Raw genomic sequence first — 22304 nt, 5'->3', positions numbered from 1 at the left:
AAATATTGGAGAGTCAAACCCGATATTTTTTTTATTACCCTACCCAAGTAACCGAGATGTAATCGGAGGTAAATAAAGTGGCACTTATTACTTCGGTGATGGAGCAGCGTAGAGAATATTTGGAACTGTAGGAGCGCCAGCGTTCGCCTTTATCCTCAGATTTCGACCGCTATATGCGGTTTATAATCAGGAAATGTGAGGATAACAGCGACCGGAAGTCCAAATATTTCTCGGAGCCGCACTTAATCGCCTATACCAAGTTGTCCAGTTTTTAACTCAGTTTACATAGAAGGTTACAATACAATCCTTGATTTTTACACAAACTTGAATTACGATTTAATTGCTTGTACCGTGGATATTTGCGAAGAAATACCAAGGGCGGCAAGTCTGGGGGAGTTAACAGGTGGAGAATTTGGAAGGCAGATTGACAAAGCTCGCCTTGAAGGGCGACCAAAGGGCATTTGCCGAGCTTGTGGAACTATATAAAGACAAAATATATCATTTAGCTTACAGGATGTTGAACAATCGCCATGAGGCGGAGGATATTGTTCAGGAGACCTTTTTGCGTGTGTATAGGAATTTGGATCGTTATGATGATAAACAGAAGTTCTCCACATGGATTTACCGGATTGGAACGAACCTCTGTATTGATAGATTGCGTAAACGAAAACCAACCTATTCGCTGGATGCTGAAATGAACGATCAGGAGGGCCTTGATGGATACTCGTTGATTCCGAGCGATAATGTGACACCTGAGACCGAACTATTGCTCTCTGAGACGCAGGGGCTAATCTATGAGGCGATTGACAGTCTGCCTGTGAAATACAGGTCGGTGATGATTCTGAGGTACCTGCAGGATCTGTCACTTCAGGAGATTAGTGATGTCCTGGATATGCCCGTGACCACGATTAAGACGCGTGTACATCGAGGCCGTGAATTTTTGCGTAAAAAATTAGGCCCAAAAATGTAAAAATAGATTTTTTTTTATGAAACATCTTTTCGAGAGCGACGTATGTAAGTTAAGCAAGTCTTATGTGTCCTGACCCTTTGTCTTAGGATAATTAAATAGCACTCATGAAAGGATTGGCTCCTATGGAATGCAAACTGGCCGTCTCTATGATGCATGACTACTTGGATGACGACTTGCCCGAACAGCAGCAGAGGGAATTGAAGGAGCATCTTCTATCCTGTCCAGATTGCCGTGCAAAGTTTAAAGAATTAGAACAGACAGATATGTTGATGTTCTCCCTAATGCATCAGAATCCTGTAGCTTCAGATGATCTTGTGAGCCGGATAATGAGTTCATTGCCAAAGACTAAGAAAGAAAAAGCCTTTATTACCTGGATCAAGAGACACCCTGCACTTACAGCGGCATCTCTATTCCTTGTCGTTATGCTGATGAGCACCGTAACTTTTTGGAGTCCAGACAGACAGCTTGTAGTTAGAGGTGTTGATTTGGATCAAGTGGTCATCAAAGGGGATACTGTAATTGTACCTTCCGGCAAAATAATTACCGGAGACCTTACCATAGAGAACGGTAAAGCACAGGTATATGGAGAAGTGAACGGCAACGTGACAGTCATTGACGGATCTCTATATCAGGCTTCAACAGCTCATATTTCTGGGCAAGTCAAAAGCATAGACCAGGCAGTAAGCTGGTTCTGGTATAAAGTGACGAACATGTTCTCTGAAGTTGCCTACCGTTAATGCGGGCAGTGGTTACCTTGAGCAGGAATATTAATTAGCGCCTCTTTTTCCGGAAAGATGGCGCTTTTTTGTTTCCTTAAATTGGGTGGTTTCGGAAAGGATTGAGGGACTAAACTTGCAACTGAAGCCCGAACGTTATAACCTAGATATGATACAGAGCTAACAGACATTTTACATAAACCCAGCTAATTTGAAATGACGGGGGTTTTAGGCAATGAGTTATTTTACTGAGCTAACATGGAAAGATTCCATTAAAGATATAATTGATATCCTAATCGTCAGTTACATTATTTATAAAGTGCTTAATATGGTACGCGGGACGCGGGCGATTCAGCTTTTAAAAGGGATACTGGTTCTGGTCTTGATTTGGGCGGTAAGCACAATCTTGGACTTGTATACACTTAAATGGCTAATGAATCAAATGTTTACATTCGGGGTCTTAGCTGTCTTTATCATTTTCCAGCCGGAACTACGAAGGGGACTGGAGCAGCTTGGACGGGGCAGATTTTTCGGACGGGCTGGAGAAAGTGACGAAGAGATCAGTAAGTTAATCGGCGAAGTGATTAAAGCCGTGAATTATTTATCTCGCAGAAAAATAGGGGCGTTAATCGTTTTTGAGCGGGAGACGGGGCTAAACGAATATACAGAGTCAGGTATACCCATGCGTTCCCTGGTCAGCTCAGAATTGCTCATTAACATTTTCATCCCCAATACACCTCTGCATGACGGAGCCCTTATTATGCAGGGAAATCAGATTGCTGCGGCTGCTTGTTACTTGCCTTTGTCCGAGAATCCTTTTATCAGCAAAGAACTGGGAACCCGTCATCGCGCTGCTATAGGAATAAGTGAGGTTGCGGACTCGGTGTCTGTCATTGTCTCAGAGGAGACAGGGCAGATTTCCCTTGCAATTAATGGCCAGATCGTGAGAGACATTAAGGAAGAATCCATGATATCGAAGCTCCATCAAGAGCTTAGTGTAAGTTCATCGCTGAAGGAGAAGGGTTCAACTTTCTGGAAACGGAAGGGGGACAAGAATCATGGATAAGTGGATGAACAATAACAATTTCAATAAGATTCTGGCCCTTGTGTTCGGGATCATTTTGTTTACGATGGTTCATGTCGATACTGCGCCTTCTGGACAGACAACAGTGGATATTAAAACAAAAACTATTGAGAATGTGAAGATTGAAGTGACCGGCCTTGACGAGGATAAATATGTCCTTGAACCTTTGGCTGTCGACAGTGTGAGTCTGGAGGTAGCGGGTAAAAATTCCGATATCTCCTTTCAGTTCTCGGATGACTATAAAGTAATGCTTGATCTGACTAAGGTCGAACCTGGAGATACCACGTTGCCACTTTATTATAAACTGCCAAAAGGTGTATCCCTGGTAAGAATGAATCCTAAAGAGGTTACCGTACATGTAGAATCACGGAATACAAAGTCTTTTCCCATATCCTTGGTTACGAAGGGGAAACCTGCAGAGGGCTACCAAATAGGCACCCCGGTCCTGCAGCCTACAGATACTGTCGAAGTCACACTTGCTGATAATGAACTGAGCAAGGTAGCTAAGATACAAGGAACCATTGAGCTTAACGGTGAAAATGAGACATTTAAAGAGAAAAAATTGAAGCTACACGCTTATGATAAGGATGGAAATGAAATTAAAAATGCTGTAATTGAGCCTTCTACTGTATCCGTGGAATTGCCGATTACCTTACCGTTTAAGAGCGTGCCGCTGGAGATTGGTTTTACTGGACAACTCCCAGATTCTCTCGTATTATCCAAAGTGACACCTGAGCAGGAAGCAGTCGTAGTGTATGGACAAGCAGAGGCTTTGGCAGCTTTATCAGCCTATGAAGCCACTGTTAACCTTAGTGCAATAGATTCTGCTGGAACGAAACAAGTAAAGGTCGATTTGAAGCCTCCGGCTGGAACGGAGAAAGTCATGCCCGAAGCTGTGAATGTTTCATTAACCATCTCAGAAATTGCTGAGCGGACGATTGAGGCGGTACCTGTCAAGCTTCAGGGTGTGGGGGATGATCTGGAAGGAAGTATTGTTAATCCTTCAAGCAAGGAAATAGCGCTTACCTTAAAGGGTGCGCCTGCTTTACTAGATCAACTTGATAAGAAAGATATAGGGGTTGTGGCTGATGTTAGCGGTCTTTCGGCTGGAACTCACGAGGTTTCTTTGCGGGTATCGCTGCCCCAGTTTATCGCACTAGCCAATTCAGGGGTGCCTCTTACTGTGACCGTGCAGCTGTTATCACCTGCAGCGCCAGTTCCTACACCTCATCCAGATACGGGGGGGGTAACTACTACTCCTGAGCCAAGTTCTGAACCTGTTATAGGTGATGAGGAACCTACGGAGAAGCCCACTCATAGCGGAGAGGCTGGAGCAACACCAACGCCTGTACCAACGGATACCAATCCGGAGAATAACGGCACAGCTAACACAAGTACGAATTCCGAAAATCCTGTAGGTACGGGCGGGACGTAATCTTTTGAGCCCAGAGGTACACCAAAATAGTATGCAAATCATATGATAGTACATTAAGCTAACGTAGCGTATTCAAAGGAGAAAAATAATGGGGAAGTATTTTGGAACAGACGGTGTGCGGGGAGTAGCAAACCGTGAATTGACTGCAGAAATGGCTTATAGCATTGGCCGTTGTGGAGGATATGTACTAGCGGGTAACTTGGATAAACCGAAGGTTGTTATCGGAATGGATACACGTATTTCCGGTCCTTTATTGGAATCCGCGCTGATTGCGGGCTTATTGTCTATTGGAGCTGATGTAATCCGTATAGGCGTAGTTAGTACACCTGCTGTTGCCTATATTACGAGATTGTTAAAAGCAGACGCAGGCGTCATGATCTCAGCTTCTCACAATCCGGTAGAGGATAACGGCATTAAGTTCTTTGGTGGGGATGGCTTCAAGCTAACAGATGAAACCGAACTGCAAATTGAAGAGCTTATGGATGCGGAGGTAGATGAATTGCCTCGTCCTATCGGTTCAGGTTTAGGTATGGTTACCGTAGATAATGATGCTAAGTATCTTTATCTGGAATATTTGAAAACTACCATTTCTCAGGACTTTAAGGGAATTAAGGTTGTACTGGACTGTGCGCATGGCGCAGCGTATGAGCTTGCTCCAAGACTGTTCAGAGAGCTTGGCGCTGAGGTGATCTCTATCGGGGCTGAGCCAGATGGATTGAATATTAATGATGGATTTGGTTCGACACATCCAGAGACTTTGCGTGAAGAAGTCTTACGTCATGGAGCTGATTTGGGACTTGCTTTTGACGGAGATGCAGACCGCTTGATCGCTATTGATAATAATGGTGATGAAGTCGATGGTGACTTTATCCTTTGTATTTGTGGCGATGCGATGAACCGTGCAGGTAAGCTGAAGGATAGCACGATTGTATCAACCGTTATGAGTAACATCGGATTTTATAAAGCTACCGAGAAATTATCCTTGAATACCGCTAAGACAGCTGTAGGGGATCGTTATGTTATGGAAGAAATGCGTCGTGGAGGCTTTAATCTAGGTGGAGAACAGTCTGGACATGTTATTTTCCTGGATTACAATACTACTGGTGATGGTATTCTTACAGCTATTCAGCTGGTAGACACGCTTAAGGCTACAGGCAAACAGCTTAGCGAAGTTAAGAGTATGATGACTAAATACCCGCAGGTGCTGGTTAATGTTCGTGTACAGGATAAGACTAATTACCCTAATAACGTAGCTATAGAAGCGGCTATCGCTGAAGTAGAAGGCAAGCTAGGCGACAATGGCCGTGTGCTTGTACGTCCGTCAGGTACGGAATCTCTAATCCGCGTTATGGCAGAGGGACCGGATAAGGCAGATCTAGATCTTTATGTGAATCAAATTGTGGAAGTAGTTCAACGCGAATTGGTATAATCCATTACCTTAACTATAAGGCTGGTGCAGTGAGCGAGAGCGATTCGGACTCGTTGCACCAGTGTTATTTTATTTTAGGATTGGATCGTTTGAACTGGTTTTGTAAAATTTAGGTTGGTGCGCCATTGCCAAAGTACTACAAGGTGCATATAATAGATTAAGTGTCATTCTAGAAGGAAAGCGGGGATTGTGAGGTTAGCAATAGCAAGCGCCAGAGCTTGGTCTAGCGCGGGGGAGAAGGGAAAGCTGCTTACTTGTTATGTATAGGCTATGGCTTGAACGGATCACGGCAGACGTAAGCTGACGAGGTGGAGGTGTTCGAAATGTTCGGCGGGGACCTCCCGGTGATGCACCAGAACCGTAAATGGATACGGAAAATGAAAGGGCGACCTTTCACACAACGTTTTCATGGGTGCAACAAATTATATTATTCATGTGTGCGCGCATCAGAAGGAAACACGTTATTTCTGCCACGGCAGAGGAGAAGGCTGTGCATTTCATGAACATTAGAATGTAAGTGACAGTTTATTTTGTTGATCCTAAAATACAACAGAATATTTGCTTTTTCTCAAAAACATGCCGCACGGCACGTTTCTTTCCTTATGCCGCCACATTACGATAACTCGGACGGGGGAAATTATAATGTGTGGTATTGTAGGATATATTGGTAATCAGAATTCGCAGGGGATCTTGGTTGAGGGCTTGAAGAAATTGGAATATCGTGGATATGATTCCGCTGGTATTGCTGTATTTACCCAAGAAGGACTACAAGTAGTGAAAGCTCAAGGCCGTTTGGCGAATCTGCAGTCGAAGCTCCAAGACAGCCCGCTGGCAGGTAGCGCAGGTATCGGACACACACGCTGGGCGACTCACGGTAAACCATCCGATGAGAACTCACATCCACATACGGATAACAGCATGAAGTTCTCGGTAGTTCACAACGGTATTGTCGAAAACTATCTGGATCTGAAAGAAGAGCTGATCGCTGGCGGATGCCACTTTGTCTCTGAAACAGATACAGAAGTTATTTCACATCTGATTGCTCGCGAATATGACGGGGATATCGTGAAGGCTGTACAAAAAGCGATTACGTTCATGCGCGGTGCGTTTGCATTAGGCGTCCTGACTGAATATGAACCAGATAAACTGGTGGCTGTGCGTCAAGCTAGCCCGCTCATTATCGGTCTTGGCGAAGGAGAAAACTTTATCGGGTCAGATATTCCTGCACTGCTTGAATATACCCGTAACGTATATATTTTGAATGACGGCGAAATGGCTGTGCTGACAAGAGATGCTGTCGAATTGATGACGATTGAAGGCAATTTTATTTCTCGGGAAATGATTACTGTCGATTGGGATGCAGTTACCGCAGAAAAAGGCGGCTACGAGCATTTCATGTTGAAAGAAATACACGAGCAACCTAAGGCTTACCGCGACACAATGCGTGGTCGCATCAATGCGGAAGGCAACAAGGTTGTATTGCCTGAATTGAACATGACTGAAGAACAAATCAAGAACATCCGTAACATTCAAGTCGTTGCTTGCGGAACAGCATACAACGCAGGTGTGGTAGGACGTACTATGATCGAATCCTTGGTTCGTATTCCGGTTGAGAATGATATTGCTTCGGAATATCGTTACCGTTCACCAATCGTGACTCCAGAAACTTTGGTTATCGTAGTCAGCCAATCCGGTGAGACTGCAGATACTTTGGCAGCTCTGCGTGAAGCACAAGCTAACGGGGCACACGTATTGGCGATCACTAACGTAGTGGGCAGCTCTATTGCTCGGGAAGCGAACGATGTGTTGGTAACCTTGGCGGGTCCGGAAATTGCAGTAGCTTCGACCAAAGCTTACACTTCACAATTGATCGCATTTGGATTGTTTGCTCTTTACTTGGCTGAAGTTCGTGGAACACAAACCGAAGCACAGGTTACTAAGATTCTTGCAGCTATGCAATCTCTGCCAGAGCAAGTGGAAGAGATCCTAGCTCAAAAAGAAGCGATCAAAGGTTATGCTGAACAAATTTCTGAGCACAAAAACTTGTTCTTCATCGGCCGCGGTGTAGACTATGCAGTTGCTCAAGAAGGATCCTTGAAGCTGAAAGAAATTTCTTATATTCACTCCGAAGCTTATGCTGCAGGTGAATTGAAACACGGTACATTGGCTCTGATCGAAGAAGGTGTTCCAGTTATTGCCCTGGCAACTCAGGAAGCTGTACTTGAGAAGACCGTCAGCAACATCAAAGAAGTGAAAGCTCGTGGCGCAGACGTGCTGGCAATCACTCACCAAGAGCATTTGACTGACCTGCTTAGATCAGTTGATCAAGTGTTCGTGATTCCAAAGACACTTCCAATGCTGACAGCAGCTTTGTCCGTAGTGCCTCTGCAATTATTGTCTTATTATGCTTCTCTTGCGCTGGGTCATGATGTGGATAAACCACGTAACTTGGCGAAGAGTGTTACTGTGGAGTAGGTTTGGTGATATAAAAGTATAGTTGTGTTCAGTAACATTAAAGTTTGTGTCTGCGACAATATAGTTTGTGTATTTACAATAAGTTTGTGTTTAGACAATATAGTTTGTGTCTGAGTAGTTTATTAAAAGTTGATCATGGCTAGAATTAATCTTATGACACCTAGAATAGCAAACAACTTATATCTAATGGCTCTGTCCTTTGTTACTAAAGGACGGGGCCATTAGTCGTTTTCCAGAAAAAAAGATAAAACAGAGACCTCACTCAGTGGACAACTTTATGGAATGGAGGAGTTTTATGACTAAACGTGCTGATAGAAAAGTAAAGTTACAAAACAATTATCTCAAAAAAGGGAGGGGGCAAGGTGTTGGGGAGAACTATCTTCCGTTTATTCAAGCACATGATAATAAAATTGCCTCAGAGGGGTGGTTAACACGACATAAAGGGTGGAAAACAAAACGAACACACCATACCTTGTCGGAACATGAAAGGAGATATTTGTATTATTGTGAATGGTTAGATGGAATATCTGATATTCGAGAGCAATGGCCGCTTCTCCCCTTAGAAAAAACAATGGAGATCGCTGAACAACTTGGTATTATACATCCGCATTTAGATGGTAAATCTGTGATAATGACAACGGACTTTATGTTGACGCTGCGAACAATATATGGATTTAGAAATGTTGTACGAACCATAAAACCTAAAGAGAATTTAACCGTTCGTACTTTAGAGCTCTTTGAAATTGAAAGGATTTACTTTGCAGAGTTAGGTATTGACTGGTGTATTGTTACGGAAGATAAAATTCCATATTTCCTTGTGAAAAATGTTGAATGGATGGCACATGCGAAATATTTGGATACACAACAAGTAGTTAATGAAGAGCTTATTGAATTAATAGCAGATGATATATACGAGATTTTTATCAATGATGCTGCTAAAACATCGATCATGAACCTCTGCATTCGAACAGATAAAGCAATTGGACTGACGAAAGGCAGTTGTATGTTTATCCTGCAGCACATGTTAGCGAATAAAAAATGGGAGACTGAAATGAACAAAAAAATTATTAGAGAAAGTGAACCACTGAGAATTTTTAAGAGCGACATTCAGAATAAAATAATTCACCTAGCTTAAAAAGGAGATGGTTATTTGTGCAAATAGTAATTAATTCAATCGTTGAGTATCTGAGTGAGGATCTAAAAGTTACTGAGATATTACGTGTATTGTGGATTGATAACAAACAGGAAAATGCTGTTGTCGTAAGCATCGATAACCCCCAGAAATTGTCGTACCCTTATTTCGTGAAGTGTGAAGATATTTTAAGTGATTTAAGCGAGAGGATGTGCAGGTTAACTGAGCTAGAAGTTGATATGAGAATTGTTTCACCTGATGAAGATTACCTAAATAAGTACAAGGAAAATAGAGATCGACGTTGGAATCTTATCAAGGATATTGTACAAAAAGAACCAGATATTTACTTATCTAAAAGTAGAGGGAGATTAATTGAGGAGGCACATTTAGCTTCTGGAAAACCTAAAAAGGTTATAAGGGATAATTTATTGAAATACTGGTTTTACGGTAAGTCAATAAATGGCTTACTTAATAATTATTTTGATTGTGGTATTCCGGGTAAAGAGCGAGTGTACAAGAAAAAAACTGGTCCAAAAACTACAACTAGACCCATGATAACAGAAGCAGATAAAGAAATATTTAAATCGGCTATAAATGTTTTTCACATTCGGTTAGGAATGAATATTACTAAAACGCATGAAAGAATGTGTGAGACGTATTATAAACGTGGTTATTATCGAAAATACGGAGTTAGAGTTCCGATTGTTAATCCAGACGAAAGCCCTAGTTTACGTCAATTTCGTTACTGGTACAACAATGAGTATCCGAAAGCCTCCCAATACAGAAATAAATATGGCAAAAGGCGCGCAACCATGGATACACGACCAATGGTTGAAGATGCATCCGAAAAGGCAATATGCGTTGGTGCAGTGTTTGAGGTAGATGCAACTAAATCAGACATTTTATTAGTGTCTTTTGATCGTAAGACAATACTCGGTAAGCCACTATTATATGTCGTAATGGATGTGTTTAGTAGATTAGTTGCTGGTTTTCATGTGAGTTTATCAAATGCTTCGTGGTTTGAATCTATGGTAGCAGCAGAAAATGCAGCAACTGACAAAGTGGAATTTTGTGCACGTTATGGTATCCAAATTAGTGAAGAAGACTGGCCATGTCACTATTTACCAAGAAATCTAGTTGGTGATCGCGGAGAGTTGAAAGCGCAACTATCAGAAAGGTTTGTCAATATAGGAGTGGATGTCTTAAACGCACCATCCTATCGTGGTGATCTAAAACCTTTTATAGAATCAAACTTCCATATAACTAATGAGACGATTAGACAATTATTATCTGGCTCCACAGAAGCTGGAGCACTTGAACGAGGAGACTATAATCCGGCTAAGGAATCGGCTTGGACTATCGAAGAGTTTAATCACTTTTTAATTGTATATTTTTTAACCTATAACAAAAGTGCTTTGAGTAAGGAGTTCACAGCTACAAAAGATATGTTCACTGATCAAGTTGAGCTTACCCCATTAAGTGTTTGGAAGTGGAGTAAAGGGAAGAGATTACTTCATCAACGATCTAAAGATGAGTTGCGTTATAATCTATTGCCCCGTGCTTCAGCGAAAGTATCTCGTCGTGGTATTGAATATAGAGGGCTTAACTATACTTGCAGTAAAGGCATTGAAGAGGGATGGTTTGTGGGGAACGGACTTGGAGTAGGTGGGAAAACTGATATTGAAATCACATATGACCCAAGAAGTTGTAGTAGTATCTTTTTTAAGTATGGAAAAGAATTACTACAGTGTTTACTTACCGGAAAATCCAAGGAATTTGAGGGATTACATTTTGATGAGGTGGACAAAATCATGGAATATCGTGATAACCAAATCAAAGAACAGGAAAAGCAAGAAAAACAACACCGTGCTGAGTTACATGCCTTTACAGCAGAACTTGATAAATCAGCAACGGAGAAGACAAAAGAAGCTACAAAAGACGTAAGTTTCTATTCTAGAAATCAGAACAAACGTGAGACTAGAACAGCAGATAGCAAAGTTTGGGGGGCAATGGGAGCAATGACTAGCGTATCACTGGAACCGGTAAGTGCAGATAAAGATTCTACTACAAATGAGGATAATATCATACAATTCCCAACTTCCAATGACTTGAATGAGAATGCGCTTACCACTGAAGAAGATAGAAAATCACTATATTCAAGAAAGATTCAAGAAAAAAGAAAGAGAGATGCGGCGGATGAATAACGAAGGGGTTTCTGGGCTAAAAGGAACACATGTTATGGCAAAATATAATGAGCAAGTCCATCCAAGAAATCAAGGTAACCCTTTTATTGAAGCTTTACCAGAGCGTATCGAAGAAGATGAATTTATTGATGCGCTCTATTCAACCCCGCCGCTTGCTTCAAAGTATTCAAAATTATGCACTGAAGATCGATTAGAATTCGTACAACAAATCAAACCGGACTTCTGGTTGCCGCTTCCTAATCACTATGAGAAGTATCGCAATCTGTATTCGATGATAAAAATAGGCTATCAGTCAAGAAATCCAATGCACGCGATGTATAATCGTCAGTTTGCTATTGGATGGGATGAAATATATAAAGCTGGGGTAGACGAAACTGGTGCAAATTTAGCCGGAAACATTTCTACAGCACAAAGTCTCGTTGAGATTGCTATTAACGGGTATGGAAAAACTCAATTATACGAGCGAATATTAATGCAACTATTTCCCCAAGTAATTCATCATAGTGAATATCAAGAAAGAATGCTACCAAAGACTCAACTCGTTTGGATAAAAGTGGAATGTCCATTTAATAAATCAGTTAAGACATTTGTAAGAATGTTTTATTCCGAGGTAGATAAAATATTAGGGACTGATTACTATAAAAAATATGCTGAGAAACCTGGAGATGCCGGTAAACTAGCCGAGAGAATGGTAACCACAGTTGCTGAAACGCATCTCGGTGTATTGTTTATTGATGAAATTCAAAAAATACAAACAGCTTACTCTGGTGGTAAAGATAATATGATCGATTTTATTACTCAACTTGTAAATACAATTGGAGTTCCAGTGGTCTTAATCGGCTCATTTAAAGCGCTTTATTTATTCAAAAATTCTTTAGCGAATAGCCGAAAGTGCTTACCAAACGGCGATGCTGAGAATATATCCGGTTATTTACTTGAGGATAGTTGGGACTGGAATCATTTTATTGAAAACCTCTGGGATATTCAATACACAAGAACATATACGGAAATCACACCAGAACTAAAGGCAGCAATGTACTATTTTTCTTTAGGAATTCCCGATATAGCAGTCAAGCTTTTTATTCATGTGCAATCTCGTACCATTGTAAATGGTGGAGATGAACGTATTCGTGTAAGTGTTATTCGTGAGGTAGCAGAAAAAAGTCTTAAATTGGTCCAACAAATTTTTGATAGAATACGATCAGGAGATCCATCCGCATACGCAGACTTAGAGGATATTAAACCCGATTGGGCTCCTCTCAACGGATATCTAAAAGAGGTATCTCATAGGATTACCGTTCACGGAAGCTTAGCAGAAGATCATGCACGAATGCTCCAAAAGAGAAAAAAAGAAGAAATATTGATTGAACTGACTAGATTTGCACTGCAATTAGTTCAATCTTCAACAGAAGCAGAATCGATAGCTAATAAAGTCTATGATGCCAGTTCTGGGTTAGCTGATTTAACATTAATGTATAGTCAAATAGCACAACTTGTTATGGAGAATAAAGATATCTCAGAAAATACAAACAGAAAAGATAAGATATCAAACGGGGAAATTCCCAAATCCCAAAAAAGGAAGCCATTAAAACCAGCGATGGCAAAAGATGATATCCGTTATGTTGTTCAGATGGGGTATAAACGGGGGCTAACGACAGAAGAGGCGCTTGAAGAAAAAAGATATATAAGAGCAGTGGACGAACTGCTAGATTTGATATCACTATAAAATAGTTGATGGAAGGATGATCAAATTGGATAGGATACTTTCGTTCGTGGAGCCTTTTCCTGACGAAGATTTCCGAAGTATAGTCTATAGGTATTATTTGCATTCCGGAGATTCTGAATTTATACATACCCAAAGTAAAATCTTCGGGGTACGTTCTTATAAACAAAAGATATTCCCAAGAGGGCTACAAACAATGTTGAACAATTTACCTATTGGACACAAATTTACGGTAGAAAAGTTTCTCAATGAGCACACATGGTTTGGATTATATAAAGTGTTTCTTACCCAAGAGAGAATTAGTCAAATGTATCAGAATATATTGCATGGGGTCAATAAAGGAAGTGCGAAAGGGCAGCTTCAAATATCTGGGGTACAGGCTATTTTATCATCCGAGATTAAATATTGTCCTACTTGTGTGATAAATGATGAAATTATGTATGGTGAAGTTTATATGCATAGAGAACATCAATTGTCTTTTTTACAAATATGCCCCACTCATCTTGTACCTCTGTATATCAGATGTACCAAGTGTATGAGTAAATACGGTGATAATCAGACAGGCCTTTTACTTAAAGGAACAAGATGTAAATGTGGTAATACCCTTCCATACGAACAAATAGAAATCAACTCTATGCATAAAATGCAAATAAAGTTATTCAATGATATTGCCTTCGTTAGAAATAATAATTTGAAACTGAATGTTGATACAGTTATTTTAAAATTTACTCAGGAACTTTTTGCTCATAATTTTATTACTCCGAGAGGAACAATGAAAAAAAACGAAATTCTAACATTCTATAAAACTAACACAAAATCCTTAGATTTTAAGGAGTTGGGATATGACAAAATGGATATGGATAGTAAATACTTTAAGAATAACTTATTTAATCCGAAACAGATGGTGAATTATATTCTGTTTTACTTTTTGCTAGCTCAATTATTATCAGGTTCTTTTAAACTACTAACAGCGTCTGAGAATAGGTATGCTATAAAAATTCCCTATGGAAATGGACCATGGGCTTGCCAAAATTGCAAATGCCCTTTATATGGTATTGAGAGAATTAGTCATTGTGTTCGAGATGTGAATGATCGTTCTAGGATATATTCGATCAGGTATTATTGTGATAACTGCAATCATGTGAGTATTATTAAAGGAGATGATATAGATTGTATTAAGAACAAAATTAATAGACATGCTAATAATAGACAAATTGTAGAAATGTGTGCAGCCTATCAAGAAGTGGCAGTGGCACCTAAAGCGAATTTTGAATTCAAGCTAGAAAAGAAGAGAATGAAAATGATTGAATTATTAACTAATCGTACGTGTAGAACACGTAGTGAACTAAAAAAACAATCTGCATATCTTTATGAATGGCTGATGAAATATGACAAGGAATGGTTGGAATCAAGAATACCTTCGAAAAATAACCCTCATAAAAGAAAATTGAATTTTAGTGCAATTGATCGGGACTTACAGTGTAAGATACGTGAAGCAGCTAAGAGTATCTCTTCAGATTATCATTTACCCATCCGTAGAAAAACAATTCTTAAAAAATTAGCACCCTTAGATAGAAATAGGTTCAGACATTATAATCGTGATCAGTTACCTTTAGCTGCATTAGAGATTGATAAGTATGTTGAAACAAAAAAACAATTTTTAATTCGTAGTATACCAAGGTATCATCTTAAAATTTCAGCTAATAACAATAATGGAATGACAGTAGGTCAATTTAAAAAAAAAGCCTCTGTAAGTTTCTATTTAAATAGTGATGAAGAAGTTGATGAACATATTCGGAAATTTCTTTTTGAAAATAAGTGTTTAACAAAATAATATGAACTCTTTATCTGCGAGGCCTTAGAATAATATCAAAATAAAAATTATGAGACGTAGGAATTATTCATATATGTTGTGGGGAAAATATTCTTAATGCCGAGTAGTAGGAGTGAAAGCATTATGATAAATTTCCCTTTTTTATTTCCTGATGAAATACTGTATAGTACATTAGCAAGATATCATAGAGATTCAGGAAGTGAAAATCATAAACAAACAGTAGACGATTTATTTGGTGATAGGAATGTATGTGCAGCATTGTTGTTTCCATCTCACCTAGCCGCTCTTTGTAGAAATATGCCAATAGGAAGTAAACTTACACCTGGAGAATTAATAGCTAATCATACATTTTTTCCATATTATATGCCTTTTCTTTCTCATGAAAAGAATTTAGGTTTGGAGGAGATAATGATCTTGGACAAAGGGGCTAGTGCATATATGCATTTAGGAAAGCCAGCCTCGGCAGTAAAGGTAGAAGAAAATCTAAAATATTGCCCGAACTGTGTTGATCAAGATCGTGAAACTTATGGAGAAGCATATTGGCATAGATCGCATCAGGCAGAGGGTGTTTTTATATGCCATTATCATAACAATGTTCTGATTAGAAGCAATGTATCTCATGCTAAGCAAAGAAATAAACATGTGTTTATTTCTTTAGAAAGTATTTTGGAGGATACAGTCGGACACCAACAGATTTCAATACAGCCGCACTCTTTTGAGATAATAGATTATATCGCTAAACAGACCTATAATCTATTAAATTATAGGTTTGAACCACTTGGATTAAAAAATATTAATCAGTTTTATGTTATGAAATTACAACGAATGGGTTTATCCAATCATTCAGGAAGAATTAGATGGGCGGATTTAATTCCTGCATTCACTCAGTTTTTCGGTAAAGAGTTACTTATGAGTCTTCAAAGTTACATTGCACCTTCGCAAGAAGCGACATGGTTACATAAGTTACTTCGAAAACCACGAGTTACATGCCATCCATTAAGGCATCTACTGGTACTTCAATTTCTGGGTGAGACTGTTGAAAGTACATATAATGGAATATGCCATGATAAGCTATCTTTTGAGCCTTTTGGAAAGGGTCCCTGGCCATGTCTTAATAAAGCTGCAAAACATTATAATGACTCGGTTATCCAATCGTGTGAAGTTACTAGAGACTCCAAAACAGGGAAGCCTATTGGCACGTTTTCATGTTCATGCGGGTTTGTCTATTCGCGTAAGGGACCAGATCAAACCACGGATGATCGTTTTAGAGTTGGAAGAGTGAAAAAATTTGGAGAAGAGTGGAGCGAGAAATTAAGAGTAATTGCTCATGAAGATATTCCTTTGAGGGAAATGGCCAGAATACTTGGGTGTGATCCGAAGACGGTGGTTAATAATTTGACTAACAAAGATATCATTGCTGTAACTAAGATTGAGAATCAGCATGAAATTATGGTATATAGAGAAAGATGGAATGGATTAAAAAAGAAAAATAGCCATGCATCAGTAACTGAGTTAAGGAGACTAGATCAGGCTGGATATACATGGTTGTACAGACATGATAGAAAGTGGCTGACTGAAAATACGCCGATTAAGAAATACGAGGCTATTCAGAAAGAACGAGTTAACTGGAAAGAACGGGATGTTGAACTTGCTAAAGAGGTAAAAAATACTGCTGATGCTATATTAAATGAAAAGCATACTAAACTTATCAGAGTTACAAAGACTGAAATAGGGAAAAGGATGGGGAAGTTACCTCTGCTATTTAATATGTTACATAAACTACCTGAGACATCAAATCAGCTAGATAATGTACTGGAGTCGATAGATCAATTTCAAAGTAGGCGAATTGAAATCAGAGCATTAGAATCAATGAAAACAAATACCGTTATTAAGCATTGGGAGCTCGTTCGAGCTTCTGGTTTAAAGGTGGAATTTATAGGAAGTCATTGAGAGCTTCTTAATGGTTTATCTGTTAAATAATTCTAATGTTTTAACGTGGTACCCTCTCACTAGCCAAATTATAACCTTGAATTTGATGTGGTTTCTCTTCGCTGATGCCTATAGCAAAATCGATAACTTTGTCCTGGGCGCTTCCAAGATAGAGTTTCAGATTCAATCCATTCAGGCAGATAGTGATGTAGCGATTGGACAGTGATCGAGACTGCTATTTCTGAATATCCTCGAGGGCTGTGGGCGCTAATATACTGTGTTGGCTGTTCTTCAGCTTGGTACCTTAGGTGCTTTTCACAAATCACACTTACATCTAAAAGAGTCTTCCCCGAATATGGTTCACTTTTTTTAAAGTGTCTACTATCCGGGGTTCAGTTCAACTATTACTATGTAGTTTTATTTTCTTACTTTAAGTACAGAGAATAAATGTCCAGGATGTTATACAAGCCATCCAACAATTCCTTAACTTCTGGAGTTCTTTCTGAATGTACATATTGATCTGAGTAAGTATACGTTGTTGGAGTCATCGAGCTGTGGGAGGTTATGAAATAGTTATCTGGCAAGTCAAATGTTTTATTGATCTTTTCGATTTGTTTATTGTACAGTTGGGAGTCAAAACTTTCACCTTTGATGATCTGATCAATGATAGGTCGGGAGATGTCTGATAGTTTGGACAAAGACAATTTAGAATAGCCTTTCAGCCGAAGAAAAGTTACCAAGTTTTTAGCAATCATTTCACGATAATCGTAAAAATTTAAGCTCATGTTATGACACCTCTTTAATCATTAGATAAGAGTAACTGCTTTAAAAATAAAGAGATTATTGTGGTTGATTGGATCCCCTTGCTCAATAATCAATGTGGTAAATATATTTACAATAGCTTCTCCATAATCATAACATCTATGAAAGCATCATCCATAACGCCTTGTTTCTCAAAAACTCCAACCTTCCTGTAGCCCCTTTTCTGATACAATCCTTGACCTCCTTGGTTGAAGGGAAAGGTAAAAAGTACGATTTTATAAAATTCTTGCTCTAGTGCTGACTTTTCCAAGGATTCGAGAAGGGAGTTTCCTACACCTTGTCCACGAAAGTTACGATCAATGTAAACAGAGAGGTCTGCAACACCGTTATATGCGCAGCGAAGGGAATAAGGGTTAAGAGAGGCCCAGCCGATCACTTCGTCTTCTCTTTCAGCCACTAAGATGCTATAGCGTCCTTGGTGATCTTGGAACCATCTGTTCATGTAATCTAAACTTTTTCCCTCGGTTTCAAGCGTAGCGATCCTATCTTCGATACCCTGATTGTAAATCCGAAGAATACTATTCAAATCCTCTAATGTTGCTTGACGAACATTGAGTGTAGAAATCATTGTGAACCATCCCCCTAAATAAAATGATATTATTTTCTCGCCTAAACACATAGATACGATATTAGTTGGATATCGGAATCACATATCCAATCCTTAATCAGGTTTGCGATTCAAACATTGGGTTCAATTACAGCTCAGTAATCCACCATTTTATAATGCGAACTTAAATTAATTTGTAATATGAAAATATAACTGAAGAGAAATCAGCCGTGTAGTGGAGATATTATAACCACCTACGTTGCAGAAGATTTTATTCAGCACGCATAAGCGGCGAGTCATTATTTGAAATATCTCTCGCCCATTTTCCATTATTTTCATCTCATACATAAGTTATAATCCTAAAACTTGCAAAATGCAACTAAAAATTGAAATGGGTAAATCATGATTTTGGATGTCAATATTATATAAGTAATGTGGTTTTATTTAGTTTTTTTACATTGCGATAACATAAAGAGTGATTTGAATATAATGATTTAATTATATAATGATATACAAATAGAAAGGGGTTGAGAAAATGCAACAACCAATTCATCTTTATTTTCTCTGTATCCAGAATCGTTGCCGAAGTCAAATAGCGGAGGCTTTTGCTAGATATTATGGTGGTGATCATGTGGTCGCTGAAAGTGCGGGGCTTGAATCCGGAGATATCCATCCTTATACCATTGAAGTCATGAAGGAAATAGGAATTGATATTTCAAACAAAAGCTCAAAAACAATTGATATGAAAACGTTTATGCAATCGAAAGTCATTATAAAGTTATGTGAACAAGTTAATGAAAAATGTCCAATCGTGCCCTTTGCCATCAAAAACGTTCAATGGAATATTACTGATCCGTTAACGCATGATGGTCTTCTGAGAGATGTAAGAGCTGCAAGGGACGAAATCCAACAGAAAGTTATTGCACTATTGAAGGAAATGAAAATACCAGTTAACGAATAAAGATCTTTGTATCGATATCGGGTGTAGTATCATCGTACATTCAGTTGTGAACATGTGGGATGAGCTAATTTAAAAAAAACAGTTTATCGAACGATTATTCACGGCAAACCATAAGAATAAAAAGAGGTTCTCGAATTAAGGGGATTTATCTACAGAAATAGCTTTTCTTGATTTTGAAGGAATCAAACAATAATATATGGTTATATATTTATATATTATTTTGTTCGTAATCTTGAGGGGACTGTGTATATGTTCGATATGGAAATGGCTGAAAAACTGAAATTATTAGGTGACAAAACCAGACTCACAATAATGGGACTATTGAAAGATAAAGAATGGTGTGTGTGTGATCTAGCGGGAATCTTAGATATGACTCAGCCCAATGTCAGCCAGCATTTAAGGAAATTAAAAGCGTTGGGAATGGTTAAGGAAAGAAGACGTGGACAATGGGTATACTATTCACTTGATGTGGCTGATAAACCCTATATTCAAACCGTTCTAGATACCTTACCCGATACTCAAACGCTGCTTTCTTTGTTAAAAGAGAACTATATTGAAGCTGATTGTGATTAATCGAACGATTTAAGACTAATGAAGGGATACTCAGAGTCTGATTGGTATATTACCTCTTGCTTATATAAGCATATGATTATATAATGATGAGGGAAAGGAGGAACGAATTATGAGTTTTTCTCTAGATGATTTGGATGAAATATCATTGGTATTAAAGCTTTTGGGGGATAAAACGAGGTTGACCATGGTGAAATTGTTGGAGAAGCAAGAATGCTGTGTATGCGAACTTGTCGAAGTTTTCAAAACGAGTCAACCGTCTGTCAGTCAGCATTTACGCAAACTAAAGGATGCAGGTCTGGTAAAGGAAAATCGGAAGGGTCAATGGATTTTTTATTCAATTAATTCTAATAGTAATCATAATGAATTAATTCAGAAATTGCTGTCCTACGTTCCTTCACAAGACCATGAATTGGAAGAGCTCGATAAGAAAGGTCTTAGAATTTCTTGTAATTAATACGTGCAAGGATCTAAGTGATAAGGAAAACTTATCAAAGGAGATTGAACAATATGAGTCAAAGAGAAAAAAAGTTGTCTTTCTTGGATCGTTATTTAACCTTATGGATCTTTGCGGCAATGGGAATTGGGATTTTGATCGGCTTTTTGATACCTAGCTTTTCGGAAGGTTTATCGAAGATGCAGGTAGGTTCGACTTCAATTCCTATAGCCGTGGGATTGATTCTGATGATGTATCCACCGCTCGCTAAAGTGAAGTTTGAGAAACTGGGAAGAGTATTTAAGGATTGGAAAGTACTACTGCTCTCCTTGGTGCAGAACTGGATTATCGGTCCAGTACTAATGTTTCTGTTAGCCATCTTATTTCTGAGCGATATGCCGGAATACATGATTGGATTAATCATGATAGGTTTGGCTCGATGTATCGCTATGGTTCTCGTATGGAGTGATCTGGCAAAAGGCGACCCGGAATATACAGCAGGTTTAGTGGCTTTTAACTCCATATTCCAAATTATTTTTTATTCCGTCTTTGCATATTTGTTCATCACTGTAATGCCCGGATGGTTTGGCGTACAGGGAGCAGTCGTTGATATTACGATGGGGCAAATTGCGGAAAGCGTAATGATTTACTTGGGTATTCCATTTGCAGCTGGAATATTGACGCGAGTGATTGCACTGAAGACAAAGGGTGAGGCTTGGTTCGAGAAGGTTTTCTTGCCAAAGATTGGTCCTCTTACTTTGATTGCCCTTTTATTTACAATCGTGTTGATGTTTTCACTTAAAGCAGATTTAATGATTCAGCTACCTATGGATGTCGTTAGAATCGCTATACCATTATTAATATACTTCGTCATTATGTTTTTCTTGTCCTTCTGGATGTCCAAAAAAGCGGGAACTTCTTATCCGGTAGCAGCCTCACTTTCTTTTACTGCAGCCAGCAACAATTTTGAACTGGGTATTGCAGTGGCCATCGGTGTGTTCGGATTAAATTCAGGGGCGGCATTTGCCGCTGTTATCGGACCGCTTGTTGAGGTGCCTGTTCTTATCGGGCTTGTAAACGTCTCATTATGGTTCGGGAAGAAGTACTTTAATAAACCGTCACCTGCTGCCTAAACAAAGCATCAAAAATATAGTTACTATTACCTTCAATATAAAGGAGATTATCTTTCATGGAAAAGAAAACAATTTACTTTTTGTGTACTGGAAACTCTTGCAGGAGCCAGATGGCTGAAGGCTGGGCAAAGAAATACCTCAGTGATGAGTGGAATATTTACAGTGCAGGTATCGAAGCACATGGTCTTAACCCTAAAGCAGTGAAGGCTATGAATGAAGTAGGTATTGATATCACGTCTCAGACATCCGATATTATTGATTCAGAGCTATTAAATAACGCTGATCTGGTGGTTACCTTGTGTGGAGACGCTGCTGATAAGTGCCCGATTACACCTCCAAAAGTGAAACGGGAACACTGGGGATTTGATGATCCTGCGAAAGCGCAAGGAACTGACGAAGAGAAATGGGCTGTATTCCAGCAGGTCCGTGATCAGGTCGGAGCACGAATTAAACAATTTGCTGAAACCGGCGAATAAGGAATAGTCCAGCCGGGAGAAATCCCGGCTTTTTTCTACAGAAAGGAGATTAAATAAATGAACTCTATTGAAATCTATGATCCAGCGATGTGTTGTTCCACAGGAGTATGTGGTCCGAGTGTTGATCCGGAATTAATTCGGATCTCTGCAGTGGTGCATAACCTGAAGAAAAGGGACGTCTATGTTTCCCGTTATAACTTGTCCAGTGAGCCGGCTGCTTTTGTTGCGAATGAAGTTGTTAAACAATTACTGACTGATGAAGGACCAGATGTATTGCCTGTAATTATGATAGATGGTCAGGTCGTTAAGAAACAAGGTTATCCTACTAATGAAGAGTTAGAGAACTGGACAGGGATTCCGGCTTCTGAACTTACGATGAAGCCTAGAGTGCGTTTAGAACTAAAAGTGAAGTCACAATAAACGAAAGA

At 39.2% G+C, this 22304-nt stretch carries 19 protein-coding genes; 17 read left to right on the top strand and 2 right to left on the bottom strand.

Translation table 11 applies throughout. The features are described 5' to 3' along the window. Positions 1-403: 403 nt before the first annotated feature. The 11 genes from sigW (at position 404) to MKX34_RS28935 (ending at position 16952) form a co-directional block, all read left to right on the top strand. A complete protein-coding gene (gene sigW / locus MKX34_RS28985; RefSeq protein WP_036681288.1) occupies positions 404-970 on the top strand; it encodes an RNA polymerase sigma factor SigW in 567 nt (188 codons plus the stop codon). 122 nt (positions 971-1092) lie between these two features. Further along, positions 1093-1707, top strand: a complete 615-nt coding sequence (locus tag MKX34_RS28980) for a zf-HC2 domain-containing protein (protein WP_036681404.1) — start codon at positions 1093-1095, stop codon at positions 1705-1707. Between the two features lie 214 nt (positions 1708-1921). Beyond that, a complete protein-coding gene (cdaA, locus tag MKX34_RS28975) occupies positions 1922-2752 on the top strand; it encodes a diadenylate cyclase CdaA (RefSeq protein WP_036681290.1) in 831 nt (276 codons plus the stop codon). Next, the gene (locus MKX34_RS28970; protein ID WP_081383885.1) at positions 2745-4205 is read left to right on the top strand and encodes a CdaR family protein; all 1461 of its coding nucleotides are present in this window, start codon (positions 2745-2747) and stop codon (positions 4203-4205) included. Before cdaA ends, MKX34_RS28970 begins: the two co-directional genes overlap by 8 nt. A gap of 88 nt (positions 4206-4293) precedes the next feature. After that, positions 4294-5634, top strand: coding sequence for a phosphoglucosamine mutase (gene glmM / locus MKX34_RS28965; protein WP_036681292.1), 1341 nt, complete (start codon positions 4294-4296; stop codon positions 5632-5634). Between the two features lie 642 nt (positions 5635-6276). Beyond that, positions 6277-8109: a glutamine--fructose-6-phosphate transaminase (isomerizing) gene (glmS, locus tag MKX34_RS28960; RefSeq protein ID WP_036681297.1), complete on the top strand. Its 1833-nt coding sequence runs from the start codon at positions 6277-6279 to the stop codon at positions 8107-8109. Positions 8110-8404: 295 nt separating this feature from the next. After that, complete coding sequence (locus tag MKX34_RS28955) at positions 8405-9244, top strand: TnsA endonuclease N-terminal domain-containing protein (protein WP_076296475.1); 840 nt, start codon at positions 8405-8407, stop codon at positions 9242-9244. 17 nt (positions 9245-9261) lie between these two features. Next, entirely contained in the window at positions 9262-11445 is a 2184-nt protein-coding gene (locus MKX34_RS28950) for a transposase (RefSeq protein WP_076296474.1), read from the top strand. Then, positions 11438-13171 carry an AAA family ATPase gene (locus MKX34_RS28945; RefSeq protein ID WP_076296473.1) on the top strand — a complete coding sequence of 578 codons (1734 nt, stop codon included), beginning with the start codon at positions 11438-11440 and terminating at the stop codon, positions 13169-13171. The genes MKX34_RS28950 and MKX34_RS28945 overlap by 8 nt, the downstream gene beginning before the upstream one ends. A 16-nt stretch (positions 13172-13187) precedes the next feature. Beyond that, positions 13188-15002: a TnsD family Tn7-like transposition protein gene (locus tag MKX34_RS28940; protein WP_081383884.1), complete on the top strand. Its 1815-nt coding sequence runs from the start codon at positions 13188-13190 to the stop codon at positions 15000-15002. Between the two features lie 123 nt (positions 15003-15125). Then, positions 15126-16952, top strand: coding sequence for a TnsD family Tn7-like transposition protein (locus tag MKX34_RS28935; RefSeq protein ID WP_076296471.1), 1827 nt, complete (start codon positions 15126-15128; stop codon positions 16950-16952). A 404-nt stretch (positions 16953-17356) separates the two neighbouring features. Here the strand turns inward: MKX34_RS28935 and MKX34_RS28930 are convergent, their stop codons facing one another. Together MKX34_RS28930 and MKX34_RS28925 are read right to left on the bottom strand one after the other, a co-directional pair. Further along, complete coding sequence (locus tag MKX34_RS28930) at positions 17357-17716, bottom strand: hypothetical protein (protein ID WP_076296469.1); 360 nt, start codon at positions 17714-17716, stop codon at positions 17357-17359. A gap of 107 nt (positions 17717-17823) precedes the next feature. Further along, positions 17824-18318, bottom strand: a complete 495-nt coding sequence (locus MKX34_RS28925; RefSeq protein ID WP_143763723.1) for an arsinothricin resistance N-acetyltransferase ArsN1 family A — start codon at positions 18316-18318, stop codon at positions 17824-17826. Between the two features lie 517 nt (positions 18319-18835). Between MKX34_RS28925 and MKX34_RS28920 the strand changes: the two genes are divergently transcribed. The 6 genes from MKX34_RS28920 to arsD all read left to right on the top strand — a co-directional run bounded on the left by MKX34_RS28920 (position 18836) and on the right by arsD (position 22296). Beyond that, entirely contained in the window at positions 18836-19261 is a 426-nt protein-coding gene (locus MKX34_RS28920; protein WP_076296467.1) for an arsenate reductase ArsC, read from the top strand. Between the two features lie 249 nt (positions 19262-19510). Then, positions 19511-19834, top strand: coding sequence for a metalloregulator ArsR/SmtB family transcription factor (locus MKX34_RS28915; protein ID WP_256717613.1), 324 nt, complete (start codon positions 19511-19513; stop codon positions 19832-19834). Positions 19835-19943: 109 nt separating this feature from the next. Beyond that, on the top strand, positions 19944-20288 hold the full coding sequence (locus MKX34_RS28910; RefSeq protein ID WP_179089283.1) for a metalloregulator ArsR/SmtB family transcription factor: 345 nt from the start codon (positions 19944-19946) through the stop codon (positions 20286-20288). Between the two features lie 53 nt (positions 20289-20341). After that, positions 20342-21400 carry an ACR3 family arsenite efflux transporter gene (arsB, locus tag MKX34_RS28905; protein ID WP_042128004.1) on the top strand — a complete coding sequence of 353 codons (1059 nt, stop codon included), beginning with the start codon at positions 20342-20344 and terminating at the stop codon, positions 21398-21400. 56 nt (positions 21401-21456) lie between these two features. Beyond that, entirely contained in the window at positions 21457-21876 is a 420-nt protein-coding gene (arsC, locus tag MKX34_RS28900) for an arsenate reductase (thioredoxin) (RefSeq protein ID WP_076296465.1), read from the top strand. Positions 21877-21933: 57 nt separating this feature from the next. After that, positions 21934-22296 (top strand): arsenite efflux transporter metallochaperone ArsD, encoded by a 363-nt coding sequence (arsD, locus tag MKX34_RS28895; protein ID WP_076296464.1) that lies wholly within the window; start codon positions 21934-21936, stop codon positions 22294-22296. Positions 22297-22304 lie beyond the last annotated feature (8 nt).

The organism is Paenibacillus sp. FSL R5-0636 (assembly GCF_037974255.1).
In the GTDB taxonomy this organism is placed as follows: domain Bacteria; phylum Bacillota; class Bacilli; order Paenibacillales; family Paenibacillaceae; genus Paenibacillus_AQ; species Paenibacillus_AQ odorifer.
The sequence above is the reverse complement of the archived record's forward strand: the minus strand, read 5'-3'. Positions and strand labels throughout refer to the sequence as shown.

What these genes read in the sequence shown, in the direction of transcription:
- MKX34_RS28920 (WP_076296467.1), top strand. Translation starts at nt 18,836, where the DNA reads ATGCAACAACCAATTCATCTTTATTTTCTCTGTATCCAGAATCGTTGC.
- MKX34_RS28930 (WP_076296469.1), bottom strand. Translation starts at nt 17,716, where the DNA reads ATGAGCTTAAATTTTTACGATTATCGTGAAATGATTGCTAAAAACTTG.
- MKX34_RS28935 (WP_076296471.1), top strand. Translation starts at nt 15,126, where the DNA reads ATGATAAATTTCCCTTTTTTATTTCCTGATGAAATACTGTATAGTACA.
- MKX34_RS28915 (WP_256717613.1), top strand. Translation starts at nt 19,511, where the DNA reads ATGTTCGATATGGAAATGGCTGAAAAACTGAAATTATTAGGTGACAAA.
- arsB (WP_042128004.1), top strand. Translation starts at nt 20,342, where the DNA reads ATGAGTCAAAGAGAAAAAAAGTTGTCTTTCTTGGATCGTTATTTAACC.
- arsC (WP_076296465.1), top strand. Translation starts at nt 21,457, where the DNA reads ATGGAAAAGAAAACAATTTACTTTTTGTGTACTGGAAACTCTTGCAGG.
- MKX34_RS28945 (WP_076296473.1), top strand. Translation starts at nt 11,438, where the DNA reads ATGAATAACGAAGGGGTTTCTGGGCTAAAAGGAACACATGTTATGGCA.
- MKX34_RS28910 (WP_179089283.1), top strand. Translation starts at nt 19,944, where the DNA reads ATGAGTTTTTCTCTAGATGATTTGGATGAAATATCATTGGTATTAAAG.
- arsD (WP_076296464.1), top strand. Translation starts at nt 21,934, where the DNA reads ATGAACTCTATTGAAATCTATGATCCAGCGATGTGTTGTTCCACAGGA.
- glmM (WP_036681292.1), top strand. Translation starts at nt 4,294, where the DNA reads ATGGGGAAGTATTTTGGAACAGACGGTGTGCGGGGAGTAGCAAACCGT.
- MKX34_RS28980 (WP_036681404.1), top strand. Translation starts at nt 1,093, where the DNA reads ATGGAATGCAAACTGGCCGTCTCTATGATGCATGACTACTTGGATGAC.
- cdaA (WP_036681290.1), top strand. Translation starts at nt 1,922, where the DNA reads ATGAGTTATTTTACTGAGCTAACATGGAAAGATTCCATTAAAGATATA.
- glmS (WP_036681297.1), top strand. Translation starts at nt 6,277, where the DNA reads ATGTGTGGTATTGTAGGATATATTGGTAATCAGAATTCGCAGGGGATC.
- MKX34_RS28955 (WP_076296475.1), top strand. Translation starts at nt 8,405, where the DNA reads ATGACTAAACGTGCTGATAGAAAAGTAAAGTTACAAAACAATTATCTC.
- MKX34_RS28940 (WP_081383884.1), top strand. Translation starts at nt 13,188, where the DNA reads ATGATCAAATTGGATAGGATACTTTCGTTCGTGGAGCCTTTTCCTGAC.
- MKX34_RS28970 (WP_081383885.1), top strand. Translation starts at nt 2,745, where the DNA reads ATGGATAAGTGGATGAACAATAACAATTTCAATAAGATTCTGGCCCTT.